We start from the raw sequence: 26658 nt of genomic DNA on the forward strand, positions 1-26658 counted from the left end.
GGTTCACCGTCGGGCACACCGGGGTCACGCTGAGAAATCGGCGTGACCCCGGTCGACTTTTCCCCGCGTTAACAATTTTCATCCACGGGAGCAGAGGCGGCAGCCGACTCCACCCCGTCGCCCCGCTGCCCTGATCAACCGGCTGGGCGGGGTTCGTCGCCAGCTACCTCGACGTCGACCTGGTCTCCGTCCGGCACGTCGCCCCGTCGTACGCCGGGTGGTAACCGGGTGTCGAAGGCGGGCGTCTGGTTGGCCCGCTCCATCATCGGGATGCGGTGCGAACCGTCACCGGCCCAGACCGCGCGGGGTCAGTCGGCGCAGAGGTGATCGAACGCGAAGCCGCCGTCGAGTTCGTCCCGCCGGGCGGCGAGCCGCCGGATCTGCTCCCGCAGTGCGTCCCGGTCCACCAGCGGCGGCTCGGTGACCTCAAGGTCGCGCAGCCGCTCCCCGAGCGCCACGGCGGCCAGGTCCTCGGCGAGCCGGCCCGGGTCCACCCCACAGGAGAAGCGCTGCGCGAAGAGCTGGACCCGCTCGACCAGGCACCGGCCGGGCCGCACCTCGACCCAGCTCCACCCCTCGGCCGGGCCGTCCGTCCAGCACACGTGCAGCCCGCGGACGATCGGGTCGGCGAGGCGCCGCTCGACGTACGCCTCGACGGCGGCGGCCCGGGCCAGCGCCCCGAGGTCGTTGACCGGCCCGCGACGGCCGTCGGGGAGCCGGCCGACGATGTCCCGGAACCCGACCGCGTCCCCGCCCTCCGGTTCGGTGCCGGCCGCGTAGCCGCGCGCGTCGATGACGTACTCGGCCAGGCGGCGGCCGTGCTCGGCGCCGCCCAGCGTCGGCGACTCGACCCGCAACACCGGCAGGCCGACCGCGGCGCAGACCGCGCTGGTCATCCGCTCGGCCCGCTGAGCGGCGGAACCGGCCGGCGCCGGCGGGACGAACTGCACGGCGAACACCGGCCAGCCGGTGTCCGCGGCGCACACCACCTGGTCGAAACCCTCCCGGCTGGCGGTGTTCCACTGGTGTCCGGTGATCCCCGGCGGGCGCCCCTGCACCAGCTCGCTCAGCCGCCGCGACGCGTACCCGACCTGGCCGGCCCGGCTGAACAGCGGGGCACCCGTGATCGGACGCAGCCAGGACGCCGCCACGCTGCCGGTGCTCGTCATCTTCGCCAGATCCATCCGTCGCTCGATCGACGCTCGAGTGTAGGCGTTCGATCATGGCCGACGCCTCGCCGGTGCCGGGGGGACCCGCCCGTTGGGCCGGCGCCCTGACCGGCTCGTACCCGTTCGTCGCCTTCGCCCGGCACCGGCCGCGCCCGCCATGAGTGCGCGACGGGAAAAGGGGTACGCCCCGCCCGTCCGGTCGGTCACCGCACAGCGGAGGTGGGCATGACGCGCCAGCAGTTCGGGTTCCTCGCCGGGTTCCTCCTGGTCGCGGTCTGGGCGCTCGGCGGGGCCGGCGCGGCGGCGGGCGCCACCCTGGCCGGGCTGGTGGGCTGGCTCCTGGTGCGGATCCTCGACGGGGACGTCACCGTGCCCGGGCTCGCCGACCGGGCCCCCGCGGACCGGCGCCGCTGATTGGAGGGCGTCCGATGACCGGCACTCTGCCCCGGCGCGCCACCGCTGTCCCCGGCGGTGCCTTCCCGCCGGCCCGCCCCTGGACCGAGGAACGGCTCGCCCGGCTTGTTGAGGACGTGGCGCGGCTGACCCCGGCCGTGTCCGGCCCGGTGGCGACCGTCCGGGTGGACGGGCCCGCCGCCCGGATCGACCTCGACCTCGTGGTCAACTACGGCGTCCACCTGCCGACGGTGGCGGCGGCGGTCCGCCGCCGGGTCACCGCCCGGATCGCGGCGCACACCGGCCTGGCCGTCGAGTCGGTCACCGTCACGGTGGTGGACGTCGTCCTGGACACGGACCCGCCGTACCCCGGAGGCGACGGCGCCCGGGGCCGCGCGGTCACGGCGGCCGGGGGTTGATGTGCGGACGGCCAACCGGATCGCCACCCTGCTGCTCGCCGTCGCCCTGCTCGCCGCCGGGGCGCTCGCCGTGGCCGAGGGGCTGCTCGCCGCGCTCGGCCGTCCCGGTCTGCTGATCCACCGCTGGTACGCGACGCTCACCACCACCCGCTGGCAGGACGCCCCGGTCCGGGCGGTCGCTGCCGGCGTGGCCCTGTTCGGGTTGGTCGTGCTCGCCGCCGAGCTGCGCCGGTGGCGCCCGGCCCGGCTTCGGCTCGCCGCGGACGACGGCTGGCACCTGCACCGCCGGTCGGTGGAACGGCGGCTGGCCCGCGCGGTCTGCGCCGTGCCCAGCGTCCGCCGGGCCCGGGTACGCCTGCGCCGGCGGGGGGACGCCTGGCGGCCCCGGGTGATCGCCACCGCCGATCCGGCGGCCCGCGCCGACGTCGAGTTCGCCCTGCGCCGCGAACTCGACCGGCTGGCCGCCCCGCGCCGGGGCCGGATCGAGGTCCGGCTCCTACCGGCCCGGCGGTCCACGTGAGCAACGCCGCCCACCGGCTGCTGTGGACGGTGCTCGCCCTGGCGCTGGTGGCCGTCGGCGGGGCGGCGCTGGCGGTCGGGCTGGGCTGGCTGCCCGGCGGCGGCGCCCCCTTGCTCGCGGCCGGCGCGGCCACCTGGTGGCGCGCCGGTACGCCGTGGAGCCCCCTCGCGGTGGCGGTCGGCGGGGTGCTGGTGACCCTGCTCGGGCAACAGCTGCTGGTTGCGGGGCTGCGGGTGCCGGGCCAGCTGGCCGGGACCCTGGCGCATCCCGGTGACGGGCGCGGGCGTACCCGGGTGGCGAGCGAGGTGCTGACCGCCGCGCTGGAGCGGGATCTGTGCCGGGCTCCCGGAGTACGCCGCGCCCGGGTGGTGCTCACCGGCGCGATCGGCCGGCCGGACGTCTGGGTGGAGGTGTGCCTGGACCCGGACGCGGGTCTCGACGCGGCCCGCGCGCACGTGGACGCCGCGGTCCGGCGGTTCGCGGCGACGATCGGCTGCCAGCCGGCCCACCTGGACGTGACCGCCCTGGTAGCCGAGTCCCCGCGCTGACCCGCCCGCTCGTCGGTTTGCCGACCGCCTGCGGGAGCATGGACGGGACCGAGGGGAGGGCCCGACGTGCGGGTGGTGTCGCTGGTGCCGTCGTTGACCGAGGCGGTGGCGCTGACCCGGCCCGAGGTGCTGGTGGGGGCGACCGACTGGTGCAGCCATCCGGACGGGCTGGACGTCGCCCGGGTGGGCGGGAGCAAGTACCCGGACCTGGACCGGGTGCTCGCGCTCCGGCCCGATCTGGTGCTGCTCAACGAGGAGGAAAACCGGCGTGCCGACGCGGCGGCACTGCAAGCGGCCGGCGTACCGGTGCGGGTCACCTTCCCCCGGACGGTGCCGGAGGCGCTGACCCAGCTCGGCGAGCTGGTCGCCGCGCTCGGCGTGACCGGCGAGCCGGACTGGTTGCGGGCCGCCCGCCGGGCCTGGGCCGACCTGCCCGCCCCGACCGCGCGCCGGGCGGCGGTGGTGCCGGTGTGGCGGCGGCCGTGGGTGGTGCTCGGCCGGGACACCTTCGCCGGTGACGCGCTGCACCGGCTCGGGGTCGCCAACCAGTGGGCCGACCACGCGGAACGCTATCCCCGCCCGAGCCTGGACGAGCTGCGCGGGCGACGGCCCGACCTGGTGGTGCTGCCGGACGAGCCGTACCGGTTCACGGCTGACGACGGGCCGGAGGCGTTTCCCGGCGTACCGGCCGTGCTGGTGTCGGGCCGCCACCTGACCTGGTACGGGCCTTCCCTCGCCGAGGCGCCCGCGCTGCTCGCCGCCCAGCTCGCCCGTCCGGTCTGAGCACGGCGCGGGCCCACCGGTCGGGTGGGCCCGCAGCCGGCGACGTCGCAAACCTGCCATGCCCGCCGACCTCCTCTTTCCACTCACGACGCTAGGACCGCGTCGGTGGCGCTGGGCAGAGGCGGTGGACCGGCCGGGGCAGGCCGACCGGACCGGCCGGAGACGGGTCCAAGGTCCCGGGCAGGAGCGGCCTGGTCGGCCCTGCCCGCCGCGCCAGCGCAGAGCTGGAATGGAGTTGCCACCGGAAAGCGCGGTGCGAGCCACAGAAGGGACGTGGACACCATGACCGCGACGATCGAACGGGTCACCGCCAACAACAAGGCGCCGACCAACACCAGGGTTCCGGCGGTCGCCACCACCCGTAACGTCGAGACCACCCGCGCGAAGGCCCTCCGGTACGTCCTCGCCGGCCTGCGGATCGCGCTGGGCTGGACCTTCCTCTGGGCCTTCCTGGACAAGATGTTCGGCCTCGGGCACGAGACCGCGGCGAAGGCCGCCTGGATCAACGGCGGCAGCCCGACCAAGGGCTTCCTGGCCTTCGGCACGGCCGGCCCGTTCCAGGGCTTCTACCAGGGCATCGGCGGCGCGGCCTGGGCGGACTGGCTGTTCATGCTCGGCCTGCTCGGCATCGGTGTGGCGCTGCTGCTCGGCATCGGCACCCGGATCGCGGCGGTCGCCGGCGGGCTGCTGCTGGTCATGATGTGGACGGCCGTGCTGCCGCCCGCGAACAATCCCTTCATGGACGACCACCTGATCTACGCCGGTGTGCTGGCGGTCCTGGCCCTGGTCGGCGCCGGCGACACCCTCGGCCTCGGCCGGGTCTGGGCGCGGCTCCCCATCGTCCAGCGGCTCCCCTGGCTCAGGTGAACTGAGCCCCGGGCGGGCGCCACCTGCGGTGACGCCCGCCCTTTCGGGCGACGACCGGTCCCTTTGCCGGGACCGGCGCGGATCGGCCGGTCGCGATCCGGCAGGATCGACGGGGACCACACCCGGAACACCGAGGAGACCCGCTCATGCAGAAGCCCGAGGTTGGCCCGATCGAGGGCGCGCCGCCCGCCGATCTCGTCGTCGAGGACATCACGGTCGGCGAGGGCCCGGAGGCCCGCTCCGGCCAGCTCGCCACCGTGCACTACGTCGGCGTGGCCCACTCGACCGGCCGCGAGTTCGACGCTTCGTGGAACCGGGGTGAGCCGTTCGAGTTCCCGCTCGGCGGCGGCCAGGTCATCGCGGGCTGGGACCAGGGCGTGGTCGGCATGAAGGTCGGCGGCCGTCGCCGGCTGACCATCCCGCCGCACCTGGGCTACGGCGCGCGGGGCGCCGGCGGCGCCATCAAGCCGAACGAGACCCTGATCTTCGTGGTGGACCTGCTCGGCGTCCGCTGACTCGGCCCACCGGGCCGTCGGCAGCCCATGCCGGCGGCCCCGGGCCGTCCTGCTGAGACGGTCGAGGGTCAGGCCGCGACGAGCTCCGCCGCGACGACCGACTCCCGGACCGGCATCACCCGGTGCAGCCCGGTGGCCCGCAGCACCCGGGCGACCACCGGACCGGGATCGACCAGCACCAGCTCGCCGCCCCGGGCCCGGACCCGCAGGTGCGCCGCGACCAGCGTGCGCACACCGGCCGCGGAGAGCAGCCGCACGCCGGAGAGGTCCACCCGCAGCACGGGCCGCGCCGGGGCCGCCCAGAGCGCGGCCCGGAACGACGCCACGGTGGCGATGTCGATCTCGCCGACCGCCCGGAGGTCGACCTCGTGGTCGCCCACGGTGATCTCGACGTGGAACCGGTCGTTGTGCTGCCCCATGCCGAGAAATCTATCCTGGGGGACCGACACTTCCGGCCTGCCGGAACCCGGGATCCGGGTACGTCCCGGGTCCGACCCCGAGACCCTCGGGGTTGTCCCCCAGACCCGCGGGTCGGCCCGTCAGCGGAACCACGACACGCCGTCGGGAGCTGCCCGGCGCGACATCGGCGGGGAACAATGACCCGATGGCCGTCCCCCGCCAGCGTCCGCCCCTGCTGATCCGGCCGGTCCGCGAGCCGGCCACCGTGCCGCCGCCGTTGGCCGGGCCGTGGGCCCCCACCGACGACCGGCTCGACCGGGCCGATCTGCTGCCGCTGCCCGACGGCGGGCACGGCCCGGAGGACGTGCTGATCGACCCGGACGGCCGGGTGGTCAGCGGCGACGAGCAGGGCCGCCTCTGGTGGTGGCCGGCGGACTGCCCGGCCGGCACCCGCCCCACCCTGCTGGCCGAGACCGGCGGCCGGCCGCTCGGCATCGAGCTGGACCCGGTCGACGGCGGGCTGGTGGTCTGCGACGCGTACCGGGGGCTGCTGCGGGTCACGCCGGACGGGGCGGTGCGCGAGCTGACCGGCGGCGAGGCTGTGCACCTCGCCGACAACGCCACGGTGGCCCGGGACGGCACGATCTACTTCACCGACTCCTCCGACCGGTTCCCGCTGTCGCACTGGAAGCGGGACCTGCTGGAGCACCGCCCCAACGGGCGGGTGCTGGCGTACGACCGGCGGACCGGACGCACCGAGGTGGTGACGGACGGCCTGTACTTCCCCAACGGGGTGGCGCTGACGCCGGACGAGTCCGCACTGATGCTGGTGGAAACGGCGACCCACCGGCTGCTCCGGGTGGACCTGCCGGAGGGCCGGGCCACGGTGCTGACCGACCTGCCGGCCTATCCGGACAACGTGTCCGCGGTGGGCGACGGCACCTACTGGATCGCGCTGCCCAGCCCCCGGCTGCCGATCATGGAGAAGCTGCTGCCGCATCCCCGGGTACGCCAACTCGTCGCGCTGTTGCCGGGCGCGGTGCAGCCGCAGCCGCGCCGGTATGGGCTGGTCGCGCGGGTGGACGGCGCCGGACGGGTGCTGCGGACGCTGCACGGGCCGAGCGGGACGTACCCGATGATCACCGGGGTGCGGCAGCACGGGCAGCGGCTCTGGCTGGGCAGCCTGACCGCGGCGGGCGTGGCCCGCGTCGACCTGGCCTGACCGCCGACGTCGACCCGCCGTGGTTCCCGAAGGGGCACCGTCGGGCCGACCGAGGGGTCGGCCCGCCGTTACGGCGGGCCAACCATGGTTGTTCCTCCCCCGGTGGTCAGCCGCCGCTGCTGGAGGGGGCGGGGGCGGGCGCCGAGCCGCCGGCCACCGCGCCCGGGTGCGGCGTGGCGCTGACGGTGGGCTTGAGCCCGGCCGGCACCGGCAGCGCGCTGCCCTTGGCGAACTCGTCCCAGCCGACGTTCCAAGCGGTCCAGCCGTTGCCGGCCTGCAACTGCACCTCCGTGCCCTTGACCGTGACCAGGTCACCGACGTGGGTGATGCCCATCAGCCAGTCCGCCGCCGAGGTGGAGACGTTGGCGCAGCCGTGCGAGGTGTTGGTGTAGCCCTGTTCCCCTTCCGACCACGGCGCGGCGTGGATGAACTCGCCACCCCAGGTGAGCCGCTGGGCGTCGTCCACGTCGACCACGTACCCGCCGTTCGCCTCACCCCGGGTGTCGAAGGTGGTCCGGTCGAACTTCTCCATGATCACCATGTTGCCGCTGGAGCTGGGCGTGTCCGGCTTGCCGAGGCTGACCGGGATCTTCTTGAGCAGCTTGCCGTCCTGGTAGACGGACATCTGCTTGGTGGCGTTGTCGATATCGAGCGAGACCTGTCGATCGATCTTCGAACTCGCCGAGCGGTCCGCGTCCCCGATCCGGTCCTTGCCGATCGGCAGCCCCTCCAAGCCGGCCCGCACGCTGATCTTCGTGCCCGGCTTCCAGAAGTCGGGGGCCCGGTAGTAGACCTGCGTGCCGTCCCCCACCCACGACCAGGTGCCCGGCTGCGGCGGATCGGTCTTCACGAACAACCGGCGTTGCACATCCGCCCGGGCCTCCTTCGGAATGCCCGGCTCGAAAGCGACCACCAACGGCATGGCCGTCCCGTACGTCTGCTCCCCGGTGAAATACAAAGTACTCTTGATCGCCTGTTTGGTCGATTTCGCCATTGTGGTGAACGTCGTCTTCTGCGTGGCCGTCTTCCCCTTGTCACCGGTGGCGGTCACCTCCGCCGTGTACGTCCGCGAATTCTGCAACGGGCGCGCCGGGACCCAACTGGACCCGTCCTCGCGGGGCTCCGCCGGCACCTGCGCACCCTTGTCGTCGGTCAACCGCACGCCGGTGATCTTCCCGTCCTTGACGGTGGCCCCCACCTCGGCGCTGACCGGCACGTCCTTCGTCCGGTCGGCCGGTGTCACCGTGATCGAAGGGCCGGCAGCATGACCGTGCTTCACCACCGACTTCGGCCCGGCGGTGCACGCGCCGACCGCCAGTGGCGTGGCTGCGATGGTCACCGCGAACAGCGTCATTCGCCGCCTCAGGTCCATTTTCCGCACCCCATTTCCACTCCCCCTTCGTTCACATTCTGTCGGTCGCCGGAGAAGCTGTCGGCCGTTCCCGACAATTGCTTGACCGGGGCGACTTCACTTCTGTCGGGCGCGTACGGGAATGGGAATTGTTCGACCTCTCAGTCCCATTCGTCGTCGCCGTGGTTGCGTTCCCACCGGCCGCCGATCGGCGGGGTGTCGAGCCGGGTGGGGCCCTCGGCGTTGCCGGCCAGGTCGTTGTCCTCCACCCGGCAGTCCACGCAACTGCCCCGTTCGGTGATCCAGAACCCGTGCGTCTGGGTGGCCGGCCGCAGGCTGTCCCAGACCCGGTTGCCCCGGATGCTGGCCGAGTCGAGCGCGGCGTGCACGGTGATGCCGGCCCGGGCCCCAGGCGCCCCCGGCAGCTCGTACGCGGTGCCGGGCGTCGGGACGTCCGCGCTCCAGGCGGTGACCGCGTCGGGGCGGACCGGCGCCAGGGTGAGCTCAGTGGCGTTGTTCGCGGCCACCAGCGCCATCCGGCCGCCGACCCGGACCACCTTGCCCCGGTGCTCGTCCTCCTGCCACTCGGCCCGCCGGTCGACCACCAGCTTCTCGCTGTAGCGCACCGACTCGCCGCCGCCCCGGACGACCGGGCCACACTGCCGTCCGTTGCTCCGGATCCGGTTACCGACGATGATCGCGTCGCCGATCGGCCGGTCGATCCGGATCGCGTCCAGGCTGTTGCCGTAGAAGTCGTTGCTCTCGATGACGATCTCCCGGGCGCACTCCTGCTCCTCGCCGCCCAGGCTGCGCTGGTGGTACCCGTACCGGCCGTTGCCGGTGATCCGGTTGCCCCGGATGGTGTACGGCCCGGGGGTGTTGCCGATGCTAACCCCGTCACGCACGTTGCCGTCGATCACGCAGTCGGTGAGGATGCCGCCGCGACCGGCGGTGCCCGTGGTGCCCTTGGCCGAGACATGGAATCCCGCCTCCAGGTTCCCGGTCAGGGTGCAGGCGGAGACGATCAGGCCGTTGGCGCCCCAGTCGGTGATGCCGAAGCGGTTGCCCTGGGCGTGGCAGCCGATGATCCGGATCCCGCGTGGCCGCAACGCCCCGGCCTGCTGCAACTCCAGGAAGATTCCGCTCGTGGCGTTGCCGACCGCCGAGCAGTTGATGATGTTGACCCGCTCGATGCTCCCCCACCCGCCGACCCCGACGCCGACGCCGGCCCCTCCCATCTCGGTGCCGTTGTCCAGCCGCCCGCAACCGGCCACCAGCACGCCGTCGATCAGGCAGTCCTGGAGGAAGTCGCAGCCCAGGCCCGTGCCCGCGGTGTGGTGGATGTAGAGGTTGCGGAACACGCCCCGCACGACGTACTGGAGCCCCAGCCCCTTGGCCAGCGGGTTGTACTCGGCCGACGCCACCCCGGAGCCGTCGATCTCGAAGTCGGCGAAGGTGCAGTCCGCCAGGTGACGCTCCCGGTCCGCGCCGTGCAGCGCCGCCGTGTGAAAGGCCAGCGGGGTGGGATCGGCCCGGTTGCCCGAGTTGCTCAGCACGAACCGGGTCGCGCCCGGACCGGCGCCCAGCAGCGACACCCCGCTGCGCCAGACCGTGCCGGCGTCCCGGATCGAGTACACCCCGGGCGGGCAGTAGATCACCCGGGCCCGCCGGTCGGCGGCGTACGCGTCCCCCAGCCGGTCCACCAGCGCGGCGAACGCGGGCTGGTCGTTGGTCGTCCCGTCCCCGGTCAGCCCGTGCTCCCGGGCGTTGCACATCAGCGGCGCGCCGGCGACCGGGTGCGGGCGTACGCCACCGGCGGAGGGCACGTGCGAGTGCTGCATCCCGTTCCTCCCCCTCGGCGACCGGGCTCGCTTTCCCGGTCCGGCGGCGGAGAAACGGCGAACGGCCCCGGCCCCCGGGCGTGGCCGGGGCCGGGGCCGGGGCCGGGAGGTCAGACGTTCGCCACCAGCAGGGCGGGCTGCTCGACGCAGTCCGCCACGTGCCGCAGGAAGCCGCCGGCCACGCCGCCGTCGCAGACCCGGTGGTCGAAGGTGAGGCTGAGCTGCGTCACCTTGCGGACCGCGAGCTGCCCGTCGACCACCCAGGGCTTGTCCACGATGCGGCCGACACCGAGCAGCGCCGCCTCCGGGTGGTTGATGATCGGGGTGGAGCCGTCCACCCCGAACACCCCGTAGTTGTTCAGGGTGAAGGTGCCGCCGGTCAGCCGCGCCGGGGGCAGGGTACCGGCGCGGGCCGCCGCGGTGGTCTCCGCGAGGGCGGCGGCCAACTCCCGGGTGGTCAGCCGCTGGGCGTCGCGCAGCACCGGGACGACCAGGCCCCGGTCGGTCTGCGCGGCGATGCCCAGGTGCACCCCGGCCGACTGGATGATCCGCTGCCCCTCGGTGTCCACGTGCGCGTTGAGCTGCGGGTACTTTCGCAGACCACTCAGGCAGATCCGGGCCAGCAGCGCCAGGATGCTGACCGGCGCGTCCGGGGTGGCCGCGTTGATCGCGGCCCGGGTCGCCAGCAGCCCGGTCGCGTCCACGTCGACCCAGATGGTCACCTCGGGGATCTCCCGCCGGCTGCGGGAGAGCTTGTCAGCGATGACCTTGCGGATGCCGGTCAGCGGGATGACCACGTCACCGTCCCCGCCGGGGGCGAGCCCGACGTGCGCGTCCGGCACGGCGGCCAGCCGGGGCGCCGGGGCGGCCGAGGCGGCCTCCACGTCGGCGCGGCGGATCACCCCGCCGGGGCCGGTGCCGCGCACCGACGCCAGGTCGACCCCGCGCTCCTTCGCCAGCCGTCGCACGATCGGCGAGATGACCAGCGCCGCCGTCCGCGGGGCCGGGCCCACGGCCACCCCGGCGCCGCCGGCCGCCGCGCCACCCGGGGCCGGGTCGGCCGCCGCCGGCCCGGCGGCCCGGTCCGCCGACCGGCCGGTCGGGACCGGCGCGGCGGCCGGGGGCTCCGGGGCCAGCGCGAGCCGGGGGCGGCGACGCCGCCGGCCGGAGCCGCCGTGCCCGGTGCCGTACCCGATCAGCACGTTGCCGGAGCCGGCCCGCTCCTCCTCGCGGTAGGTGGCGTGCCCGGCCGCCTCCGCGCTCCCGCCGCCGTCCAGCGGCGCGATGGTGATCAGCGGCTGGCCGACCGGCCGGACCTCACCCGCCGCGCCGTGCAGGGCCACGACCCGACCGGCGTACGGGCAGGGCACGTCGACGACCGCCTTGGCGGTCTCCACCTCGACCACGGTCTGGTCCACGGTGACCACGTCGCCGACGGCGACCCGCCACTCGACGATCTCCGCCTCGCTGAGCCCCTCGCCAAGGTCCGGCAGGAGGAAGTCCAGAGTGCCCAGGGCGGTGCTCATGCCGCCACCCACCGGGTGTCGGGCTGGTCGTCCCACTGCAGGCGGGCCACGGTGTCCAGCACCCGGTCCACCGAGGGCAGGTGGGTGTGTTCCAGCATCGGCGCCGGGTACGGGATGTCCAGGCCGGACACCCGCAGCACCGGGGCGTGCAGGGCGTGGAAGCAGCGCTCCTGCACCCGGGCGGCGATCTCCGCGCCCACCCCGGCGAAGCCCTGCGCCTCCTGGATCACCACGCACCGGCCGGTCTTCCGCACCGACGCGGTGACCGTGGCGTCGTCGAACGGCACGATGGTGCGTACGTCGACGACCTCGAGGTCCCAGCCCTCCTCCCGGGCCGCCTCGGCCGCCTCCAGCGCGACCGGCACCGCCGGCCCGTACGCGACCAGGGTGGCGTCGGTGCCCGCCCGGCGCACCACGGCCTTGCCGAACGGCGCGGTACGCGCCGGCAGCTCCGCCTCGGCGCTGGAGAAGTAGAGCTTCTTCGGCTCCATGAACACGACCGGGTCCGGGTCGTCGATCGCCTCGCGCAGCAGCGAGTACGCGTCCTCGACGGTGGCCGGGGTGACCACCTTCAGGCCCGGGGTGTGCGCGTAGTACGCCTCGGAGGAGTCGCAGTGGTGCTCCACGCCGCCGATCCCGCCGGCGTACGGCACCCGGATGACGATCGGCACGCTGAGCGCGCCACGGGTGCGGTTGCGCAGCTTCGCCACGTGCGAGGCGATCTGCTCGAACGCCGGGTACGCGAACGCGTCGAACTGCATCTCGACCACCGGCCGCAGCCCGGACATGGCCAGGCCGACGGCGAAGCCGACGATGCCGGCCTCGGCAAGCGGGGTGTCGAAGCAGCGTTTGTCGCCGAACCGGGCCTGCAGGCCGTCGGTGATCCGGAAGACGCCGCCCAACTGCCCGACGTCCTCGCCGAAGACGACCACCCGCTCGTCGTCCAGCATCGCGTCGGCGAGCGCGGCGTTGAGCGCCTTCGCCATGGTCATGGTGGCCATCAGGCGTCCCCCTCCTCGTCGCGGTCGGCGGCCAGCTCGGCGCGGACCTGCTCGCGCTGCTCGACCAGCTGCGGGGTCGGCTCCGCGTACACGTGGTCGAAGAGGCTGAGCGGGTCGACCGTCGGCTGGGCGTTCATCCGGTCGCGCAGCGCGGCGGCGTACGCCTCGGCCTCGTCGGCGATCGCGGCGACCGCGGCGTCGTCCAGCTCGCCCCGGGCCCGCAGGTACGCCTCCAGCCGGGCGATCGGGTCGCGGTCCCGCCACGCCTCGACCTCCTCGGCGTCCCGGTAGCGGGTCTGGTCGTCCGCGTTGGTGTGCGGCTCCATCCGGTAGGTGTGCGCCTCGACCAGGAACGGCCCCTTGCCCGACCGGGCGTGCTCGACCGCGCGGGTGAGCACCGCGAGCACGGCCACCGGGTCGTTGCCGTCGACCTGCTCGCTGGGCACGCCGTAGCCGACGCCCTTGTACGCCAGGCTCGGCGCGGCGGTCTGCCGGGACAGCGGGACGCTGATCGCGTACTTGTTGTTCTGCACGAAGTAGACGACCGGGGCCTTGAACACGGCGGCGAAGTTGACCCCCTCGTGGAAGTCACCCTCGCTGGTCGCGCCGTCCCCGATGAAGGCCAGCGCCACGGTGTCCCGCCCCTGGTACGACTCGCCGTAGGCCAGGCCGGCGGCATGCACGCACTGGGTGGCAAGCGGGGTGCACTGCGGCGCAGTGTGCCGGGCGGCCGGGTCGTACCCGCAGTGCCAGTCGCCGCGCAGCAGGGTGAGCACCTCGACCGGGTCGATGCCCCGGGCGGTCAGCGCCATCGACTCGCGGTAGGTCGGGAAGACCCAGTCGGTGTCGCGCAGCGCGAGGACCCCGCCGACCTGGCACGCCTCCTGGCCCCGCGAGGACGGGTAGACGGCGAGGCGGCCCTGCTTGGTCAGCGCGGTGGCCTGCACGTCGAAGCGGCGGCCGACGACCATCCGCCGGTACATCTCGCGCAGCGCGTCGAGCGGCGGCTCGGGGTAGTCGTCCCGGGCCGGCAGCGGGGTGCCGTCCGGGTTGAGCAGCCGGACCGGTTCGGTACGCGGCAGCAGGCCGGCCGACGGGTCGGGGACGGAAGGGTTGGCCTTCCGGCGGGTGCGGGGGGATGCCCTGCGGACCGCCTGGGGTGTGGTCGTCACGGCGGGGACCTCCTGGACGTGTGGTGGACCTATGCTCACGCCGTCGGATGATTGACTCAAGTTGCCCGCTGAACGCGGGACGAATGGCATGACTGGGAGCGGTTCATGAGCCAGGAGACCAGCCCGGCACCGGCCGTGGCGGGCGGAACGGGACGTTCGGCCGGGCCGCTCGACGAGGTGGACCGGCGGATCCTGCGCGAACTGGTCGACGACGGCCGGCTCTCCATGCGCACGCTGGCCGAACGGGTGCACGTCTCGCGCACCAACGCGTACGCCCGGGTGGAGCGCCTGATCCGGGACGGGGTGATCACCGGGTTCCGGGCCCGGGTGGCGCCGGAGCCCGCCGGGCTGGGTACGTCGGCGTACATCGCGCTGACCATCGAGCAGAACACCTGGCGGGAGGTGTCCGAGGAACTCGCCCGGGTGCGCTACGTCGAGCACGTCGCACTGCTCAGCGGCGAGCACGACGTGCTGGCCCTGGTGCGGGCGCCGGACAACGCCACCCTGCGGGACGTGGTGCTGGAGCGGGTGCAGAGCATCGCCGGGGTGCTGTCGACGCGTACCTGGCTGGTCTTCGAGGAGTTCGACGGGGCGCAGAGCCCGTGGCAGCAGTAGCTGTCAGCGTTCCGGCGGCGCCTCCAGGCCCTCCCGGTCGGCCAGCTCCAGCAGCGGCTCCAGGGAGAACCGGCGGTCGTCCAGGCCGGCGTGCGGGTCGCCCCGCTCGGCGAACCGGGCCGGCATGCTCACCACGTCGAAGTCCTCCGGCCGCGCGTCGTCCAGCTCCGACCAGTCCAGCGGGGCGGAGACCAGCGCCTGCGGGGTGGGCCGGATCGAGTACGCCGACGTGATGGTGTGGTCGCGGGCCATCTGGTTGTAGTCCACGAAGACCGGCCGGTCCCGCTGCTCCCGCCACCAGGTGGTGGTCACCATGTCGGGCAGCCGACGCTGCATCTCCCGGCCCAGCGCCAGCACCGCACGCCGGCACTCGCCGAAGCTCCACCGCGGCTCGATGGACAGGTAGACGTGGATGCCCCGACCGCCGGTGGTCTTCGGGTAGCCAGCCATCCCCAGCTCGTCGAGGAACGCGCGCACCTCGTGGGCGACCGGGACCACCTGGGCGAAGTCCACCCCCGGCATCGGGTCCAGGTCGATGCGGAGCTGGTCGGGGCGCTCCACGTCGCCGGCGGACACCGGCCACGGGTGGAAGCGCAGGGTGCCCAGGTTGACCGCCCAGATCACCACGGCCAGCTCGCTCGGGGCCACCTCGTCGGCGGTCCGGCCGCTGGGAAAGGTGATGTGCGCGGTGCGTACCCACTCGGGCGCCCCGGCCGGCAGCCGCTTCTGGTAGAACGCGTCGCCCCGGTTGTCCTGCCGGGTGGCGATCTTCGCGCCCTCGAACACGCCGCGCGGCCAGCGCTCCAGCATGGTCGGCCGGTCGCGCAGAGCACGCAGGATGCCGTCGCCGACGGCGAGGAAGTAGCGGACCACGTCGAGCTTGGTCAGCCCGCGCTCCGGGAAGTACGGCTTGTCGGGGCTGGAGACGCGGACCACCCGCTCGCCTACCCGGATCTCCTCGGCCGCCGTGGTCGCCACGCCTCACACGGTAGCGGGCGACGGGCCGCCACGGTCGCCCGCCGCGCAGCGGAGGGTCAGGAGACCAGCATGACGCCCACGACGACGAGCGGCAGCCCGACGAACAGGAAGATCCCGACGCCGGTCAGGACCCGGCCGCCGCCGCCCGTCTCCCGCTCGGGCGCGAGCCCGAAGGCCGCCCGGGCGCCGAGCATGCCCACCCGGCTGAGGGTCAGGTCGCCGGTGACCCCGAGCAACGCGCCGACGACGATCAGGGCGACGGCGAACCGGGAGACGAACTCACCGCCGGACACCGCGACCCAAACACCCGCGCCGGCCGCGACCACCACCAGCGCGATCACCAGCAGCACCAGGGCTTCCCGCAGACCCTTGAGGACCGTCATCGATGGCTCCATCCCGTCGTGTCGGACGGGACATTCTGTTCCATCGACGGGTCCGACCGCTGCCCCGTTCCAGGCAGCGGTCAGCCGGGCGGCACTGCCCGGGAAAGGGTCGCGGCTGCCGGGACCGGCGCGCGTACGGCGTGCGTCCCGGCCCCGGCCGCGCCGGTGCTCAGCGACCTTCCTGCTGCATCCGTGCCATGAGCATCTGCTTGCCCTGGTCACCGGCCTTGCGGTTGTTCTCCTGGATCTTGCGGAACCAGTTGGCGAGTTCGGTGTCGCCGCGCTGGTCCGCGTCGGCGATGTACGTGTCCATCCGGTAGATGTTCTCCAACGACATCTGCAGCGTGTGGATCAGGTCGTAGTTCTTGTCCCGCACCGGGCTCATCTGTTCCTTGGTCATGGTCGTGGCCACGACATACCTCCCCCATGTCTCGGCTTGCGGTAGCGCCAGCGCATACCCGCCCGCGACGGGTTCACGCCCCGCCGGTCCGGCGGACGCGCGGCGGCCGCACGGTTACCGCCCGGCGGGCCCGGGTACGGGAGGCCGCATGGCGGAACTGGCGGCGCTGTGGATCGTGCGGCACGGCGAGAGCACGGCCAACGTCGCGGCGAGCCGGGCGGAGGCGGCCGGGGCCGAACTGATCGGACTCACCCACGAACGCGACGCGGACGTGCCGCTGTCGCCGACCGGGCAGGAGCAGGCCCGGGTCACCGGACGCTGGCTGGCCGGGCTGCCCGAGGCGCACCGCCCCGACCTGGCCGTGGTGTCGCCGTACCTGCGGGGGGTGCAGACGGCCGACCTGGCGCTGGCCGGCACGGGCATCCCGGTCAGCCGGGACGAGCGGTTGCGCGACCGGGAGCAGGGCATCCTCGACGGGCTGACCGAGCACGGGGTGCGGCAGCGGTTCCCCATGGAGGCGGAACGCCGGACCCGCCTCGGCAAGTTCTACTACCGGCCGCCCGGCGGCGAGTCCTGGCCCGATGTGGCGCTGCGGCTGCGCGCGCTCCTCGGCGACCTGCGCCGCGACCACGAGGGCCGGCGGGTGCTGCTCTTCGGCCACGACGCCCTGGTCTTCGTGCTCCGCTACCTGGTGGAGGGGCTCACCGAGGACGAACTGCTGGCGCTGACCCGGGCATACTCGATCGCCAACTGCTCGGTCACCGGCTGGTCGGTCGACCCCACCGGCCGGCTCGCCCTGGACATGTTCAACGACGTCACCCACCTGCACGAGGAAGGGGCGCCGCGAACCCGAGAGGACGAGATCCGTGCCGAGCCGGTCTGACGTCATCGCCCCCGCCCTGCTGCGGGTCTGGGCGCTGAGCATCCAGGTCCCACACACCCTGGCGACCGTCTGGACTCACATCTGCTGCGAGTCCCCGCGACGTGGTCGTGGGCCGGCTCCCCAAGGGACCGACCCACGACCTCAGGTTTCATGGACAGGCGGGCATCAGCTCTTCGTCACCCCCTGCACATCAACCCGCTTGTCCGCTCGCGATGCCATCGGTTGCCGCACCTCGACAGTGACGTTGTACTCGCCGATCATGGGCACCTGGGTAACAGCTTGATACGTGCCGGGCCGGCCGGCCACCTCGGCCATCACGATCGGACCCTTCTTGTGGGACAGCGGCATGGCCACCATGTCGGTGTAGGCGAACACCTGCCCCTTCGTGATCGGATCGTAGGAGCCGGGTGCGGTGACCTTGGCTTCGATCCGCACCTGCAGGTCGCCGATATGCTGGGCCGTCACGTCGATCGACGCCGCCGGCTGCTCCTGGCCTGCCGCCGGCTGGCCGGCCCCCTTCTTCTCGGCTTGCCCCGCGGACACGTCCGCTACGGCGGTCGGTCGAGTGAGCAGGAATCCCAACGCTCCGATCATCAGCGCGACGGTCATCCCCAGACAGATGCCGAGGATCATGCCTTGGCGGAACGGACTCGGGCCCCGGTGCCGCTTGCTCCGGCCGCGGCCGGCCGGTCTTCTGACCGGCCCTCGCGACGGCGGCCTGCCCAACATCTCATCGGGCAGCCTGAGTTTGCTGGTCACCGTCGCCTCCCTCGGCGTCCGCGGCGGCTGGCCGGTGCCGGTGTACCGAGCCAGGCCAGGGACTGTGGGGTGGTTCCGCTGGCGCTCCCTGACGGCCCGAGCGGGTGATCGGCAAGTTGGATCAGATTGGACTGCGCTGTGGCATGCACCCGGAACAGCCCCCATTGCCCCCCGGTCATGTGACGAGCGAGGGTGTTGGTGTGGTAGAGGTAGTCGCCCGCCGCAGCGCGGCGGCCCCCAGCCCCGCCGGTGACGGCCGGGTCAAGGACGATGTCGTAGACCACCCCTGGGTTGAACTGGCCCTGGCTCGCGGCGATCTGGGACTGCGGGTCGTTCGGCGAGCGCCGCCAGGTGTGATCGTGCAGGCTGAAGCTCGTCGAACGCGGGTCACCGACGGCCTGCCCGACCCGGAAGACGGTCTTGTCACCGGCATACGACTGGAACAGCGGTGTCGACGGATCGCCGTGTATCGCTGAGCTGAAGATGTTGGTGATGTTCTGGTCCGTCGCGTACCGGTGCGACCAGGGTTCGTTGCGGTAGTTCACCGAGAACTCGCCCTGGTCCTCGGGGTCGTCCGCCTCCCGACTCGGCGTGGTGACCAGATCGAAGTTGTCCGGCACCGGCGGGTCGTCTGCGGTGTTGCCGTTCGTGTCCTTCCGGAACAGCGCCAGATCGCTGTTGAGCAGGACGATGTTCTCCCGGAAGTCCGGTTGAGTGGGGTGGGTGATGACGGCGCTCGTGCCACTGGTGAGGGCGCGGCCGTCGACCGGGCTGACCCAGTTCGATCCGGCGGGTTCGATGACCAGCGCGCCGTACAGACCGTGGTGCAGGTGGTTCTGGACGTCCGCGCCGTCGCGCAGCAGGGCCATCCCGGTGACATTCGTGGGAATCTTCCAGCGGTACTGGGTGCTCCCGCCGGGTGCCACCGCGACCGGAGGCGTCGATTCCACGAGCTGCGCGGTGATGGAGGCCTTCGCGCTGACCGGGAACGGCTGGAATCCTGGCACGTTGTGTTCGTTCTTCGGGGGTTGGTCGATGCAGGCCGGATAGCTCAGTACCCCGCGCTTGAACCCGAGTTGCCCCGGTTCGATGGCCTCGTGGCAGTGCGGGGCCATCTTGGCGGGGTCGATCTTGTTGGTGAACGTGACGGCGATGCAGTCACCCGCGTTCGCCCTGATCACCAGTGGCTCGGGCTGCTTCTTGCCGGTTCGGATCGCATTCTCGTCGGCCGCCAGCGCGTACATCAGACCGTTGGGGTCGTGATCACCGGCGTTGTTGTAGGTGATGTCCTTGTTAATCGCCACGATGCTGAAGGACCGATCCGCCCCCGTCGTGCAGGTCTCGGCGGCCGGACTCGCGTTTTCCGCCGCCTCGGCCCTGGCCGCTCCCGAGGGCAGGACATCCCCGCCGATACAGAAGTCCGCCGGATAGTCGGGCAGTGTGGGGACCGACGGCGGCGGCCCGAACTCGGGGTTCGAACAGGAGTACAGCCGCACCTTGCCCCAGGCGCCGAGGAAAAAGTCGTCGGCGCCGCCGAGGTAGTACTCGAAGTCCTGCGTCATCACATGTTGCGTCAGGGGCGGGAACTGGTCCAGTGGCATCGCTAGCTCGAAGTACTCCAGGATGCCGATGTGCTGCGCCTGCACGACGTTCGACTCAGGGTCCTTGGGTTCGAATTTCCAGCGGAAGCGCTCGAGGTTGAAGCCGTGCGACTCCTCCTGGGACAACTGGAAAATCTGGAACTTCACCGGGTCCCCGCCGTACGCATGCAACAGCGGGGTGTACGGATCGCCGTGGACCGATGAGTTGAACAGGTCCGCCGGGTCGGCGTTCCTGCGCGCCTCGAACGGCTCGAGGCGGTAGTTGATCCCCATGACGCCCTGGTCATCAGTGCTGGACGGGAACTTGGGCGGATGCACCGGCACGCCGTCGTTGGTGACGAAGGCGTCGTCGTTGCTGGTGTTCGGGTCGTCCGGCTGGAAGACCGGCACGTGGTCCTCTATGAAGAGCGAGAAGTTGCGGTAGTCCTTGCCGTCGGTCTGCTGGCCGGCGTAGTCGGTCGTGGGTGTGCAGTGCAGGTCGAAGATCGTCCCGATCGGTGAATCGGGCCGAGGGTTAGGCGACGGCACGCATCCAGCCGGGTGGATGGTCGAACCACCGAAGAGCCCGTTGTCCTGATGGACGTTGGGGAAGAAGTGGTCGTGGAAGGAGTTGGTGCTCGTGTTCTCGTGGACGAAGTCGCGGTAGGTGATGGTCTGGTCGATGTCGGCGCCCTGGTCGTAGTTCCAGCCGTTGGCCGCCCCGTCGGACGACAGCACGTCGAACTGGACCATGTGCTGGTGCAGGCCGACCTCGTTCGTCTCCTGAGCGCGGTCGAAGACATTGCCGCCGAACTGCCGGGGCAACTCGTTGGTCAGCTTGTAGACGACGCAGTCCCCGACGTTCAGGATCGGCGCGAAGGGCTCCGGTTTTCGCCCGTCCCGCACCGCCTGTTTGTCCGACTGCAGCACGTAGACCCGGGACTGCGGATTCGTCCACTTCAGCTCCGGGTTGTACTCCTGGCTGATTTCGATCGCCGCCACCTCATAGGTCTTGGTGGGGCGACCGGCGGGACAGGGATCCTGGAAGTAGCCTCCAGGCACCTTGGCCCCCGGGTCCGCCGCCGCCTGCTCCAAGGCCGTCGGCGGGAAGACACCGGCTTCGCTGCGGTCGGGCACTCCGAGCGGCGGTTTGGGCGCCTTGAATCCGAATTTGCCGGGTACGAACAGCGGGAAGCCAGGTCTCCCCGCCGTCGGCGAAGGCGGCGGGTTCACCCCGTCCACGTCCTTCTGATAGTCGAAGTCCGCAAGTGGTTCAAGTGCCGGGATGGGCGTCCCGTCCGGGTTCCACCGGCTCCCATCCTCGAATTTGTCGAGGGTGCGGTTGAGCCCCCACATGCCGGTGGCGAAGTGGGGGTAGAGGTGGCAGTGGAAGATGATGTCGCCGAAGGTGGCCGGCTTGTCCCGGTGTGCCGATCCGGCGCCTCCCTGGACGACCAGACCGTAGTGGCTGCCGGGCGACACCGCCTGCACATCGAGGACGTTGGTGGTCGTCGTCCGGTGGGTGGGCTTGCTGATCTGATCCAACCCGCCCTCGTCAGCCGGGTCGAACATCCAGCGGTTCACGTGCCAGTGGAACGTGTGGGTCTCCAACTCGGCCGGGTGCAGCAGCCGGACCTGCGTCGGCTCACCGCGGTAGTTGGCGAACACCAGGTCACCGCCGCCGGGATCGCCGTACGCCCAGGAGGAGAGGGCTGTCTCCTCTCCGATGCAGCGCTCCGCGTCGTACTCTTGGGCCGCCCGGGTGGCGGCCGGGCAACCCACCTCTTCCCGGTTGAATCCGGGTTCGGAGCGGTAGTTGAAGGCGAACCATTCCAGCTTGACCGGCACCTCACCTTGGACGAGGGCGTCCGCGTCACCGCCGCCGAGGCCCGGCAGTGTCCCCTCGGTCAGCAATTCCAGCTGGGCAGCCGTCGGCTGCACGCACTCGTTGCCACCCTGTTCCCCGCTAGATTCGCTGCGGCAGAAGCGGGTCAGGATGCCCGGCTCCGCCTCCACCTCGTCGTGCATGAACAGCACGTTCTCCCGAAAGTCGGAGCCGTCCGGCCGCTGCACGACGGCCCGCGTGCCCGACGAGAGCGGCGCGCCCGTGCGGGAGTCCACCCACGTTGCGCCCGGCGGCTCAACAATGATGGCGCCGAACGCGCCAAACGAGTGCGAGCCGATGAAGCGGACCTTGCCGGTGCTGTCGACCGGGCGGGTCTGCTGCGACGAGAAGTCCGCTCCGTCCTTGAACTGGAACTCGCCCTCCACCTGAGCGAACAACCGGTAGGTGATGGTCTGGCCGGGGCGGGCGGTGGAGTCGGGGTTGTAGCCGGCGATGGTGCCATCCGAGCCCTTGACGTCGTAGTCAAGCCCGTCGAAGTGCATCGAAGCGTTCGGCGCCACGGTGCGATCAAAGTCGTTGTCGGGCACCGTGAGCGCGGGGGCGAACTCGCGGGGTGCCGTGGTGACCGTGCCCGCAGCGCGCAAGGTCTCCCCGGGCAGCGTGAAGATCGCATTGTCGCGTACCTGCCGAGTGAGGGACGGCGCCGCTTCGTTGAGGCGGTTCGTGAACTGAACCTCGACGCAGTCGCCCCGATTGACGCGCAATGTCAGGGGCTCGATCAGGTCGTTCTCGTCCGCCTTGGCCGGGTTGGCGGCATCGGCGAAGCCGCTCCGGACCTTTTCGACGTTCTCATCGAGCACGTACATGCGGCCTTCCGGCACCACGTCCCCGAAGCGGTTGAGGAAGATCGGCAGATTGATGAGCGAGACCGTGAAGCGTTTCGGTGTCTGACCTGCGGAACACGGATCACTGGATGAGGCGGGCTGCGGTCCGGGCAGTTGAGCGGCGGTTGCCTGGCTCACCATCCAGATCGATCCGGCAGCGAGCGCCATCCACAGCCCCGCTCCGAGGGACAGCGCGAGCTTGACCGGCCACGACGGATTGCGCCGGGCCCGCAAGAGCACGAGCGCGACGACGGCCAGGATGACGAGGATGGGAGTGAGGTCGGCATACGGTGCGGCCATGCATCCTCCTGGTATGACCAAGACGGTCGGACCCAGGGACGCGCGACGAACCTGATACAGCCATGACGCGCAACAGTTACACTGCGCGACCCCCCGAGGCCGGTCTGCAGTACAGACGACAATCATCGTCTTCGAAACAGTGAAGTGTGTCAATGATTTTGAGCGGCATGCGGTCGGTTGGGGCCTGCTGTCGTGGCATCGACAGAGACCGACCGACCCAGTCAACTGACCGGGGTTTGGCCACCGTCTGACGGTTGTTGTTCGTCCGTTCGGGTGTGTGTAACACCACACCGGCTCCCTACGCTGATCCCTCGAAGGCGAGCAGCCTGCTCGTTTTCCGCCGGTCCCCTGCCCGCCAGGCATGGGGCTCGGCTGGATCGGCCCTCTGGGAGTCTGTGTGAAGAACCTTCGTCGCAAGACACTGGCCGCAGCGTCCGTCGTGGCGCTCGGCGTCGGCCTCGCCGCCACCGGCGGGCTGGCACCGGCGGCCGCAGCCGGACCGGACACCACGTTCCTGGTCCTCGCCCCACAGGGCGGCAAGACCGACAAGGCCGCCGCCCGCGTGGCGGCCGCCAAGGGCACCGTCGTGGCCAGCTACGACCAGATCGGTGTGCTCGTCGTCCGCTCGACCAACCCGAATTTCGCCACCCAGGTGGCGGGCGCGGGCGTCGAGTCGGTCGCGTCCACCGCCGGCCTGGGCACCGCCCTCGACGAGGGCGAGACCGTGGAGGTCTCCGCAGAAGAGGTCGCCAATGCCACCGGCGACCCGACCAAGGAGCCGCTGTACGGCCAGCAGTGGGACATGAACACGATCCACGTCCCGCAGGCCCACGCCGTCACCAGCGGCAGCTCGAACGTCGTGGTCGGTGTGCTGGACAGCGGCATCTCCAGCAGCCACCCTGACCTGGCCAGCCAGATCGCCAAGGACAAGAGCGCGTCCTGCATCGGCGGTGTCGCCGACACCACCGAGGCGGCCTGGAACCCGACCACCTCGGACCACGGCACCCACGTGGCCGGCACCATCGCCGCCGCCGTCAACGGCGTCGGCGTGACCGGCATCGCGCCGGGGGTGAAGGTGGCCGCCGTCAAGGTCGTAAACAACGACCAGTTCATTTACCCCGAGGCTGCGATCTGCGGCTTCATCTGGGCCGCCGACCACGGGATGCAGCTGACCAACAACAGCTACTACATCGACCCGTGGGAGCTGAACTGCCGCAACGACGCGCGCCAGCGCCCGGTGTGGCAGGCCGTGCAGCGGGCGATCCGCTACTCGCAGTCCAAGGGCGTGCTGAACGTGGCGTCCGCGGGCAACTCGAACTTCGACCTCGCGCACAAGATCACCGACACCGGCAGCCCGAACAACGTGCCCGACGACCAGAAGGAGAACCGCGAGAACCTCACCAACGCCTGCCTCGACCTGCCGGCCGAGGCGCCGGGCGTGGTGACCGTCGGTGCGGTGGGTCCGACCGGTGCGAAGAGCTTCTACTCCTCGTACGGCCAGGGCGTCATCGACGTGACGGCGCCGGGTGGTGACAGCCGGTTCCGCACCCAGGGCGCGCGCCCGACCACCGCGGACCAGATCCTGTCGACCATCGCACTGCCGAACGCCAAGGGCGAGATGGTCAACGGGTGGGGGTACAAGCAGGGCACCTCGATGTCCGGCCCGCACGCCACCGGTGTCGCGGCGCTGGCGTTGTCGGCGCACCCGGGGATGACCCCGGGCCAGCTGTCGTCGTTCCTGGAGCGTACGGCGGTCGCGCAGTCCTGCCCGGCGGGCGTCTACAACCCGGCTCCGCTGCACCCGGACGGCCCGCACGCCTACGACGCGACCTGCTCCGGCGGGGCCCGCAACTCGTTCTACGGCGCCGGCATGGTCGACGCGTACAACGTGGTCAAGTAACACCCGCACCACCAGCGACGGGGTCCGGCGTTCCGACGTCGGGCCCCGTCCTGCTGTTTGCGCTGTTCCGGGCGGGGGTACCGGGGGCGGCATCCGCCGACTCGAGGAGGTCACCCGGTGTCCACCGATGCCATCGTCCTGTTGAAAGAGGACCACAAGGAGATGCGCCGCCTGTTCAAGGCGTTCCAGGATGCCGAGGAGGGACCGGCGAGCAAACGGCAGCAGCTGGTCCGGCAGATCCTCGAGGCGCTGACCGTGCACACCTACCTGGAGAACGAGGTGATGTACCCGGAGGTCCGCAAGCTGGTGCCCGACGTCGAGGACGACATCCTCGAGTCGTACGAGGAGCACCACGTCGCGGACGTGCTCTGCTTCGAGCTCTTCACCATGGCTGCCGAGGACGAGCGGTACAACGCCAAGACGACGGTGCTGATGGAGAACGTGCTGCACCACGTCCAGGAGGAAGAGGAGGAGTGGTTTCCGAAGGTGCGCGAGGCGCTCGGGCGCAACCAGCTGCAGGAGATCGGCGCGCGCATGATCGAGCTGCGCCCGAAGGCGCCGAAGACCCCCACCGCACCGAAGGCGCTCAAGAAGTCACTGGACGCGGTGACCGCCTGACCTGAGGTGACGTGCCGCGGGACCCGGCTCCGGCGGGGTGGGTCCCGCCGTCATGAGGCGGCCCGGCCCCCGGCCGGCGCGACCTGCCCGGTCGGCCGGAGGTGGACCGGGCCGGCCCGCGGCGTACCCGGTAGGATCGGCGCGGGCCGTGACTGGCGCGTGGGATGGAGCACCATCGGGGAGCGGTCCCGTCACGAGGACGCACGCCGAGCGCCTGGGCCTTCCGCACGTCATCAGGAGGTCGCATGTCGCTGAACGCCGAATCCACCGCCTTCCGCAGCGCGCTCGAGGTGATCCGCGCCGTCGAGCCGCGGGTGGCGGACGCCATCGGGGCGGAGCTGGCCGACCAGCGCCAGTCGCTCAAGCTCATCGCCAGCGAGAACTACGCCTCCCCCGCCACCCTGCTGGCCATGGGCAACTGGTTCAGCGACAAGTACGCCGAGGGCACGGTCGGCCGCCGCTTCTACGCGGGCTGCCAGAACGTGGACACGGTCGAGGCGCTCGCCGCCGAGCACGCCCGGGAGCTGTTCGGTGCGGCCCACGCGTACGTGCAGCCGCACTCCGGCATCGACGCCAACCTGGTCGCCTTCTGGGCGATCCTGGCCGATCGGGTGGAGTCCCCGGCCCTGAAGAAGGCCCAGGTACGCCAGGTCAACGAGCTGACCGAGGCGGACTGGTTCGCGCTGCGCCGAGAGCTGGGCAACCAGCGGATGCTCGGCATGTCGCTGGACGCCGGCGGGCACCTGACCCACGGCTTCCGCCCGAACATCTCCGGCAAGATGTTCGACCAGCGCAGCTACGGCACCGACCCGGCCACCGGTCTGGTCGACTACGACAAGGTCGCCGAGGCGGCGCGGGAGTTCAAGCCGCTGATCCTGGTGGCGGGCTACTCGGCGTACCCGCGGAAGGTCAACTTCCGGATCATGCGGGAGATCGCCGACGAGGTCGGCGCCACCTTCATGGTCGACATGGCGCACTTCGCCGGCCTGGTCGCGGGCAAGGTCTTCACCGGCGACTTCGACCCTGTGCCGCACGCCCACATCGTCACCACCACCACGCACAAGTCGCTGCGCGGCCCGCGCGGCGGCATGGTGCTGTGCGGCCCGGAGCTGGCCGACCAGGTCGACCGCGGCTGCCCGATGGTGCTCGGCGGCCCGCTGCCGCACGTGATGGCCGCCAAGGCGGTCGCGCTGGCCGAGGCCCGCCGCCCCGACTTCGCCGGCTACGCGCAGCGCATCGTGGCCAACGCGCAAGCGCTCGCCGAGGGGCTGCTGCGCCGGGGCGCGAAGCTGGTCACCGGCGGCACCGACAACCACCTGGTGCTGATCGACGTCTCCGGGTACGGCCTCACCGGCCGGCAGGCCGAGCAGGCGCTGCTCGACTCGGGCATCGTGACCAACCGCAACTCCGTGCCGCAGGACCCGAACGGCGCCTGGTACACCTCGGGGATCCGGATCGGCACCCCGGCGCTGACCACCCGCGGTCTCGGCACCGCCGAGATGGACGCCACCGCCGAGTTGATCCACACCGTGCTCGCCCAGACCACCCCGGCCGCGAACGCGGACGGCACTCCATCCAAGGCCAAGTACGTGCTCGACCCGGCGCTGGCGGACAAGGTGAGCAAGCAGGCCAGCGAGCTGCTCACCAACTTCCCGCTCTACCCGGCCGTCGACCTCGGCTGACCTCGCCCACGCCCGCCTCCCCCGACGCCCCGCCCGGCCCCGCCCGCGCGGGGCGTCGGCACATCCGGCCGGAACAGCGTTGATCATGAGGTTGGCGGCGGAGG

General features: G+C 71.9%; 25 protein-coding genes and 1 riboswitch. Of the genes, 13 read left to right on the plus strand and 12 right to left on the minus strand.

The genetic code is table 11. The features are described from left to right. Nucleotides 1-308: 308 nt before the first annotated feature. Nucleotides 309-1184, minus strand: a complete 876-nt coding sequence (locus tag FXF52_RS21630; protein WP_255472202.1) for a DUF2726 domain-containing protein — start codon at nucleotides 1182-1184, stop codon at nucleotides 309-311. A 210-nt stretch (nucleotides 1185-1394) separates the two neighbouring features. Between FXF52_RS21630 and FXF52_RS21635 the strand changes: the two genes are divergently transcribed. The 7 genes from FXF52_RS21635 (at nucleotide 1395) to FXF52_RS21665 (ending at nucleotide 5214) form a co-directional block, all read left to right on the plus strand. Further along, nucleotides 1395-1583: a hypothetical protein gene (locus FXF52_RS21635; RefSeq protein WP_148799387.1), complete on the plus strand. Its 189-nt coding sequence runs from the start codon at nucleotides 1395-1397 to the stop codon at nucleotides 1581-1583. 14 nt (nucleotides 1584-1597) lie between these two features. Beyond that, the gene (locus FXF52_RS21640) at nucleotides 1598-1981 is read left to right on the plus strand and encodes an Asp23/Gls24 family envelope stress response protein (RefSeq protein WP_148799389.1); all 384 of its coding nucleotides are present in this window, start codon (nucleotides 1598-1600) and stop codon (nucleotides 1979-1981) included. Nucleotide 1982: 1 nt separating this feature from the next. Then, nucleotides 1983-2501: a hypothetical protein gene (locus FXF52_RS21645; protein ID WP_148799391.1), complete on the plus strand. Its 519-nt coding sequence runs from the start codon at nucleotides 1983-1985 to the stop codon at nucleotides 2499-2501. Then, the gene (locus FXF52_RS21650; protein WP_148799394.1) at nucleotides 2498-3049 is read left to right on the plus strand and encodes a hypothetical protein; all 552 of its coding nucleotides are present in this window, start codon (nucleotides 2498-2500) and stop codon (nucleotides 3047-3049) included. Before FXF52_RS21645 ends, FXF52_RS21650 begins: the two co-directional genes overlap by 4 nt. Nucleotides 3050-3115: 66 nt before the next feature. Beyond that, nucleotides 3116-3832 (plus strand): helical backbone metal receptor, encoded by a 717-nt coding sequence (locus FXF52_RS21655; RefSeq protein ID WP_148799396.1) that lies wholly within the window; start codon nucleotides 3116-3118, stop codon nucleotides 3830-3832. Between the two features lie 273 nt (nucleotides 3833-4105). After that, nucleotides 4106-4699, plus strand: a complete 594-nt coding sequence (locus tag FXF52_RS21660; protein ID WP_370518010.1) for a DoxX family protein — start codon at nucleotides 4106-4108, stop codon at nucleotides 4697-4699. 146 nt (nucleotides 4700-4845) lie between these two features. Then, complete coding sequence (locus FXF52_RS21665) at nucleotides 4846-5214, plus strand: FKBP-type peptidyl-prolyl cis-trans isomerase (RefSeq protein ID WP_148799399.1); 369 nt, start codon at nucleotides 4846-4848, stop codon at nucleotides 5212-5214. A gap of 68 nt (nucleotides 5215-5282) precedes the next feature. Here FXF52_RS21665 and FXF52_RS21670 read toward each other — a convergent pair whose 3' ends face one another. Continuing rightward, on the minus strand, nucleotides 5283-5633 hold the full coding sequence (locus FXF52_RS21670) for an STAS domain-containing protein (protein WP_148799401.1): 351 nt from the start codon (nucleotides 5631-5633) through the stop codon (nucleotides 5283-5285). Between the two features lie 185 nt (nucleotides 5634-5818). Between FXF52_RS21670 and FXF52_RS21675 the strand changes: the two genes are divergently transcribed. Then, nucleotides 5819-6835, plus strand: a complete 1017-nt coding sequence (locus tag FXF52_RS21675) for an SMP-30/gluconolactonase/LRE family protein (protein WP_148799403.1) — start codon at nucleotides 5819-5821, stop codon at nucleotides 6833-6835. A 106-nt stretch (nucleotides 6836-6941) separates the two neighbouring features. Here FXF52_RS21675 and FXF52_RS21680 read toward each other — a convergent pair whose 3' ends face one another. The 5 genes from FXF52_RS21680 to pdhA all read right to left on the minus strand — a co-directional run bounded on the left by FXF52_RS21680 (nucleotide 6942) and on the right by pdhA (nucleotide 13759). Beyond that, nucleotides 6942-8207, minus strand: a complete 1266-nt coding sequence (locus FXF52_RS21680) for an Ig-like domain-containing protein (RefSeq protein WP_148799405.1) — start codon at nucleotides 8205-8207, stop codon at nucleotides 6942-6944. A gap of 140 nt (nucleotides 8208-8347) precedes the next feature. Further along, the gene (locus FXF52_RS21685; protein ID WP_148799407.1) at nucleotides 8348-10027 is read right to left on the minus strand and encodes a right-handed parallel beta-helix repeat-containing protein; all 1680 of its coding nucleotides are present in this window, start codon (nucleotides 10025-10027) and stop codon (nucleotides 8348-8350) included. Between the two features lie 110 nt (nucleotides 10028-10137). After that, nucleotides 10138-11553, minus strand: coding sequence for a dihydrolipoamide acetyltransferase family protein (locus tag FXF52_RS21690; protein WP_148799409.1), 1416 nt, complete (start codon nucleotides 11551-11553; stop codon nucleotides 10138-10140). Beyond that, nucleotides 11550-12554, minus strand: coding sequence for an alpha-ketoacid dehydrogenase subunit beta (locus tag FXF52_RS21695; protein ID WP_148799411.1), 1005 nt, complete (start codon nucleotides 12552-12554; stop codon nucleotides 11550-11552). Before FXF52_RS21695 ends, FXF52_RS21690 begins: the two co-directional genes overlap by 4 nt. Further along, nucleotides 12554-13759, minus strand: coding sequence for a pyruvate dehydrogenase (acetyl-transferring) E1 component subunit alpha (gene pdhA, locus FXF52_RS21700; RefSeq protein ID WP_148799512.1), 1206 nt, complete (start codon nucleotides 13757-13759; stop codon nucleotides 12554-12556). Before pdhA ends, FXF52_RS21695 begins: the two co-directional genes overlap by 1 nt. 72 nt (nucleotides 13760-13831) lie before the next feature. On the opposite strand from pdhA, the gene FXF52_RS21705 reads away from it, so the two are divergent. Next, the gene (locus tag FXF52_RS21705; RefSeq protein WP_148799413.1) at nucleotides 13832-14341 is read left to right on the plus strand and encodes an Lrp/AsnC family transcriptional regulator; all 510 of its coding nucleotides are present in this window, start codon (nucleotides 13832-13834) and stop codon (nucleotides 14339-14341) included. Nucleotides 14342-14344: 3 nt separating this feature from the next. On the opposite strand, the gene FXF52_RS21710 is transcribed toward FXF52_RS21705, so the two are convergent. From FXF52_RS21710 to FXF52_RS21720, 3 genes are all read right to left on the minus strand, one after another. Then, entirely contained in the window at nucleotides 14345-15319 is a 975-nt protein-coding gene (locus tag FXF52_RS21710) for a DNA polymerase domain-containing protein (RefSeq protein WP_148799415.1), read from the minus strand. 56 nt (nucleotides 15320-15375) lie between these two features. Further along, complete coding sequence (locus FXF52_RS21715) at nucleotides 15376-15702, minus strand: hypothetical protein (RefSeq protein WP_148799417.1); 327 nt, start codon at nucleotides 15700-15702, stop codon at nucleotides 15376-15378. 169 nt (nucleotides 15703-15871) lie between these two features. Further along, the gene (locus FXF52_RS21720; RefSeq protein WP_255472206.1) at nucleotides 15872-16114 is read right to left on the minus strand and encodes a hypothetical protein; all 243 of its coding nucleotides are present in this window, start codon (nucleotides 16112-16114) and stop codon (nucleotides 15872-15874) included. A gap of 136 nt (nucleotides 16115-16250) precedes the next feature. Here FXF52_RS21720 and FXF52_RS21725 point away from each other — a divergent pair, with 136 nt between their 5' ends. Then, entirely contained in the window at nucleotides 16251-16985 is a 735-nt protein-coding gene (locus FXF52_RS21725) for a histidine phosphatase family protein (protein WP_148799418.1), read from the plus strand. Nucleotides 16986-17150: 165 nt separating this feature from the next. On the opposite strand, the gene FXF52_RS21730 is transcribed toward FXF52_RS21725, so the two are convergent. Together FXF52_RS21730 and FXF52_RS21735 are read right to left on the minus strand one after the other, a co-directional pair. Continuing rightward, nucleotides 17151-17618, minus strand: coding sequence for a FixH family protein (locus FXF52_RS21730; protein ID WP_222870602.1), 468 nt, complete (start codon nucleotides 17616-17618; stop codon nucleotides 17151-17153). A gap of 122 nt (nucleotides 17619-17740) precedes the next feature. Beyond that, nucleotides 17741-22507 carry a hypothetical protein gene (locus tag FXF52_RS21735; RefSeq protein WP_148799422.1) on the minus strand — a complete coding sequence of 1589 codons (4767 nt, stop codon included), beginning with the start codon at nucleotides 22505-22507 and terminating at the stop codon, nucleotides 17741-17743. Nucleotides 22508-22751: 244 nt separating this feature from the next. On the opposite strand from FXF52_RS21735, the gene FXF52_RS21740 reads away from it, so the two are divergent. The 3 genes from FXF52_RS21740 (at nucleotide 22752) to FXF52_RS21750 (ending at nucleotide 26554) form a co-directional block, all read left to right on the plus strand. Next, the gene (locus tag FXF52_RS21740; RefSeq protein ID WP_148799424.1) at nucleotides 22752-24254 is read left to right on the plus strand and encodes a S8 family serine peptidase; all 1503 of its coding nucleotides are present in this window, start codon (nucleotides 22752-22754) and stop codon (nucleotides 24252-24254) included. A gap of 117 nt (nucleotides 24255-24371) precedes the next feature. Then, the gene (locus tag FXF52_RS21745; RefSeq protein ID WP_148799426.1) at nucleotides 24372-24872 is read left to right on the plus strand and encodes a hemerythrin domain-containing protein; all 501 of its coding nucleotides are present in this window, start codon (nucleotides 24372-24374) and stop codon (nucleotides 24870-24872) included. Between the two features lie 138 nt (nucleotides 24873-25010). Beyond that, nucleotides 25011-25099, plus strand: a riboswitch (ZMP/ZTP riboswitch). A gap of 18 nt (nucleotides 25100-25117) precedes the next feature. Further along, entirely contained in the window at nucleotides 25118-26554 is a 1437-nt protein-coding gene (locus tag FXF52_RS21750) for a glycine hydroxymethyltransferase (RefSeq protein ID WP_148799428.1), read from the plus strand. The last annotated feature ends 104 nt before the right edge of the window (nucleotides 26555-26658 follow it).

It is taken from the genome of Micromonospora sp. MP36, from assembly GCF_008119785.1.
Taxonomy (GTDB): domain Bacteria; phylum Actinomycetota; class Actinomycetes; order Mycobacteriales; family Micromonosporaceae; genus Micromonospora.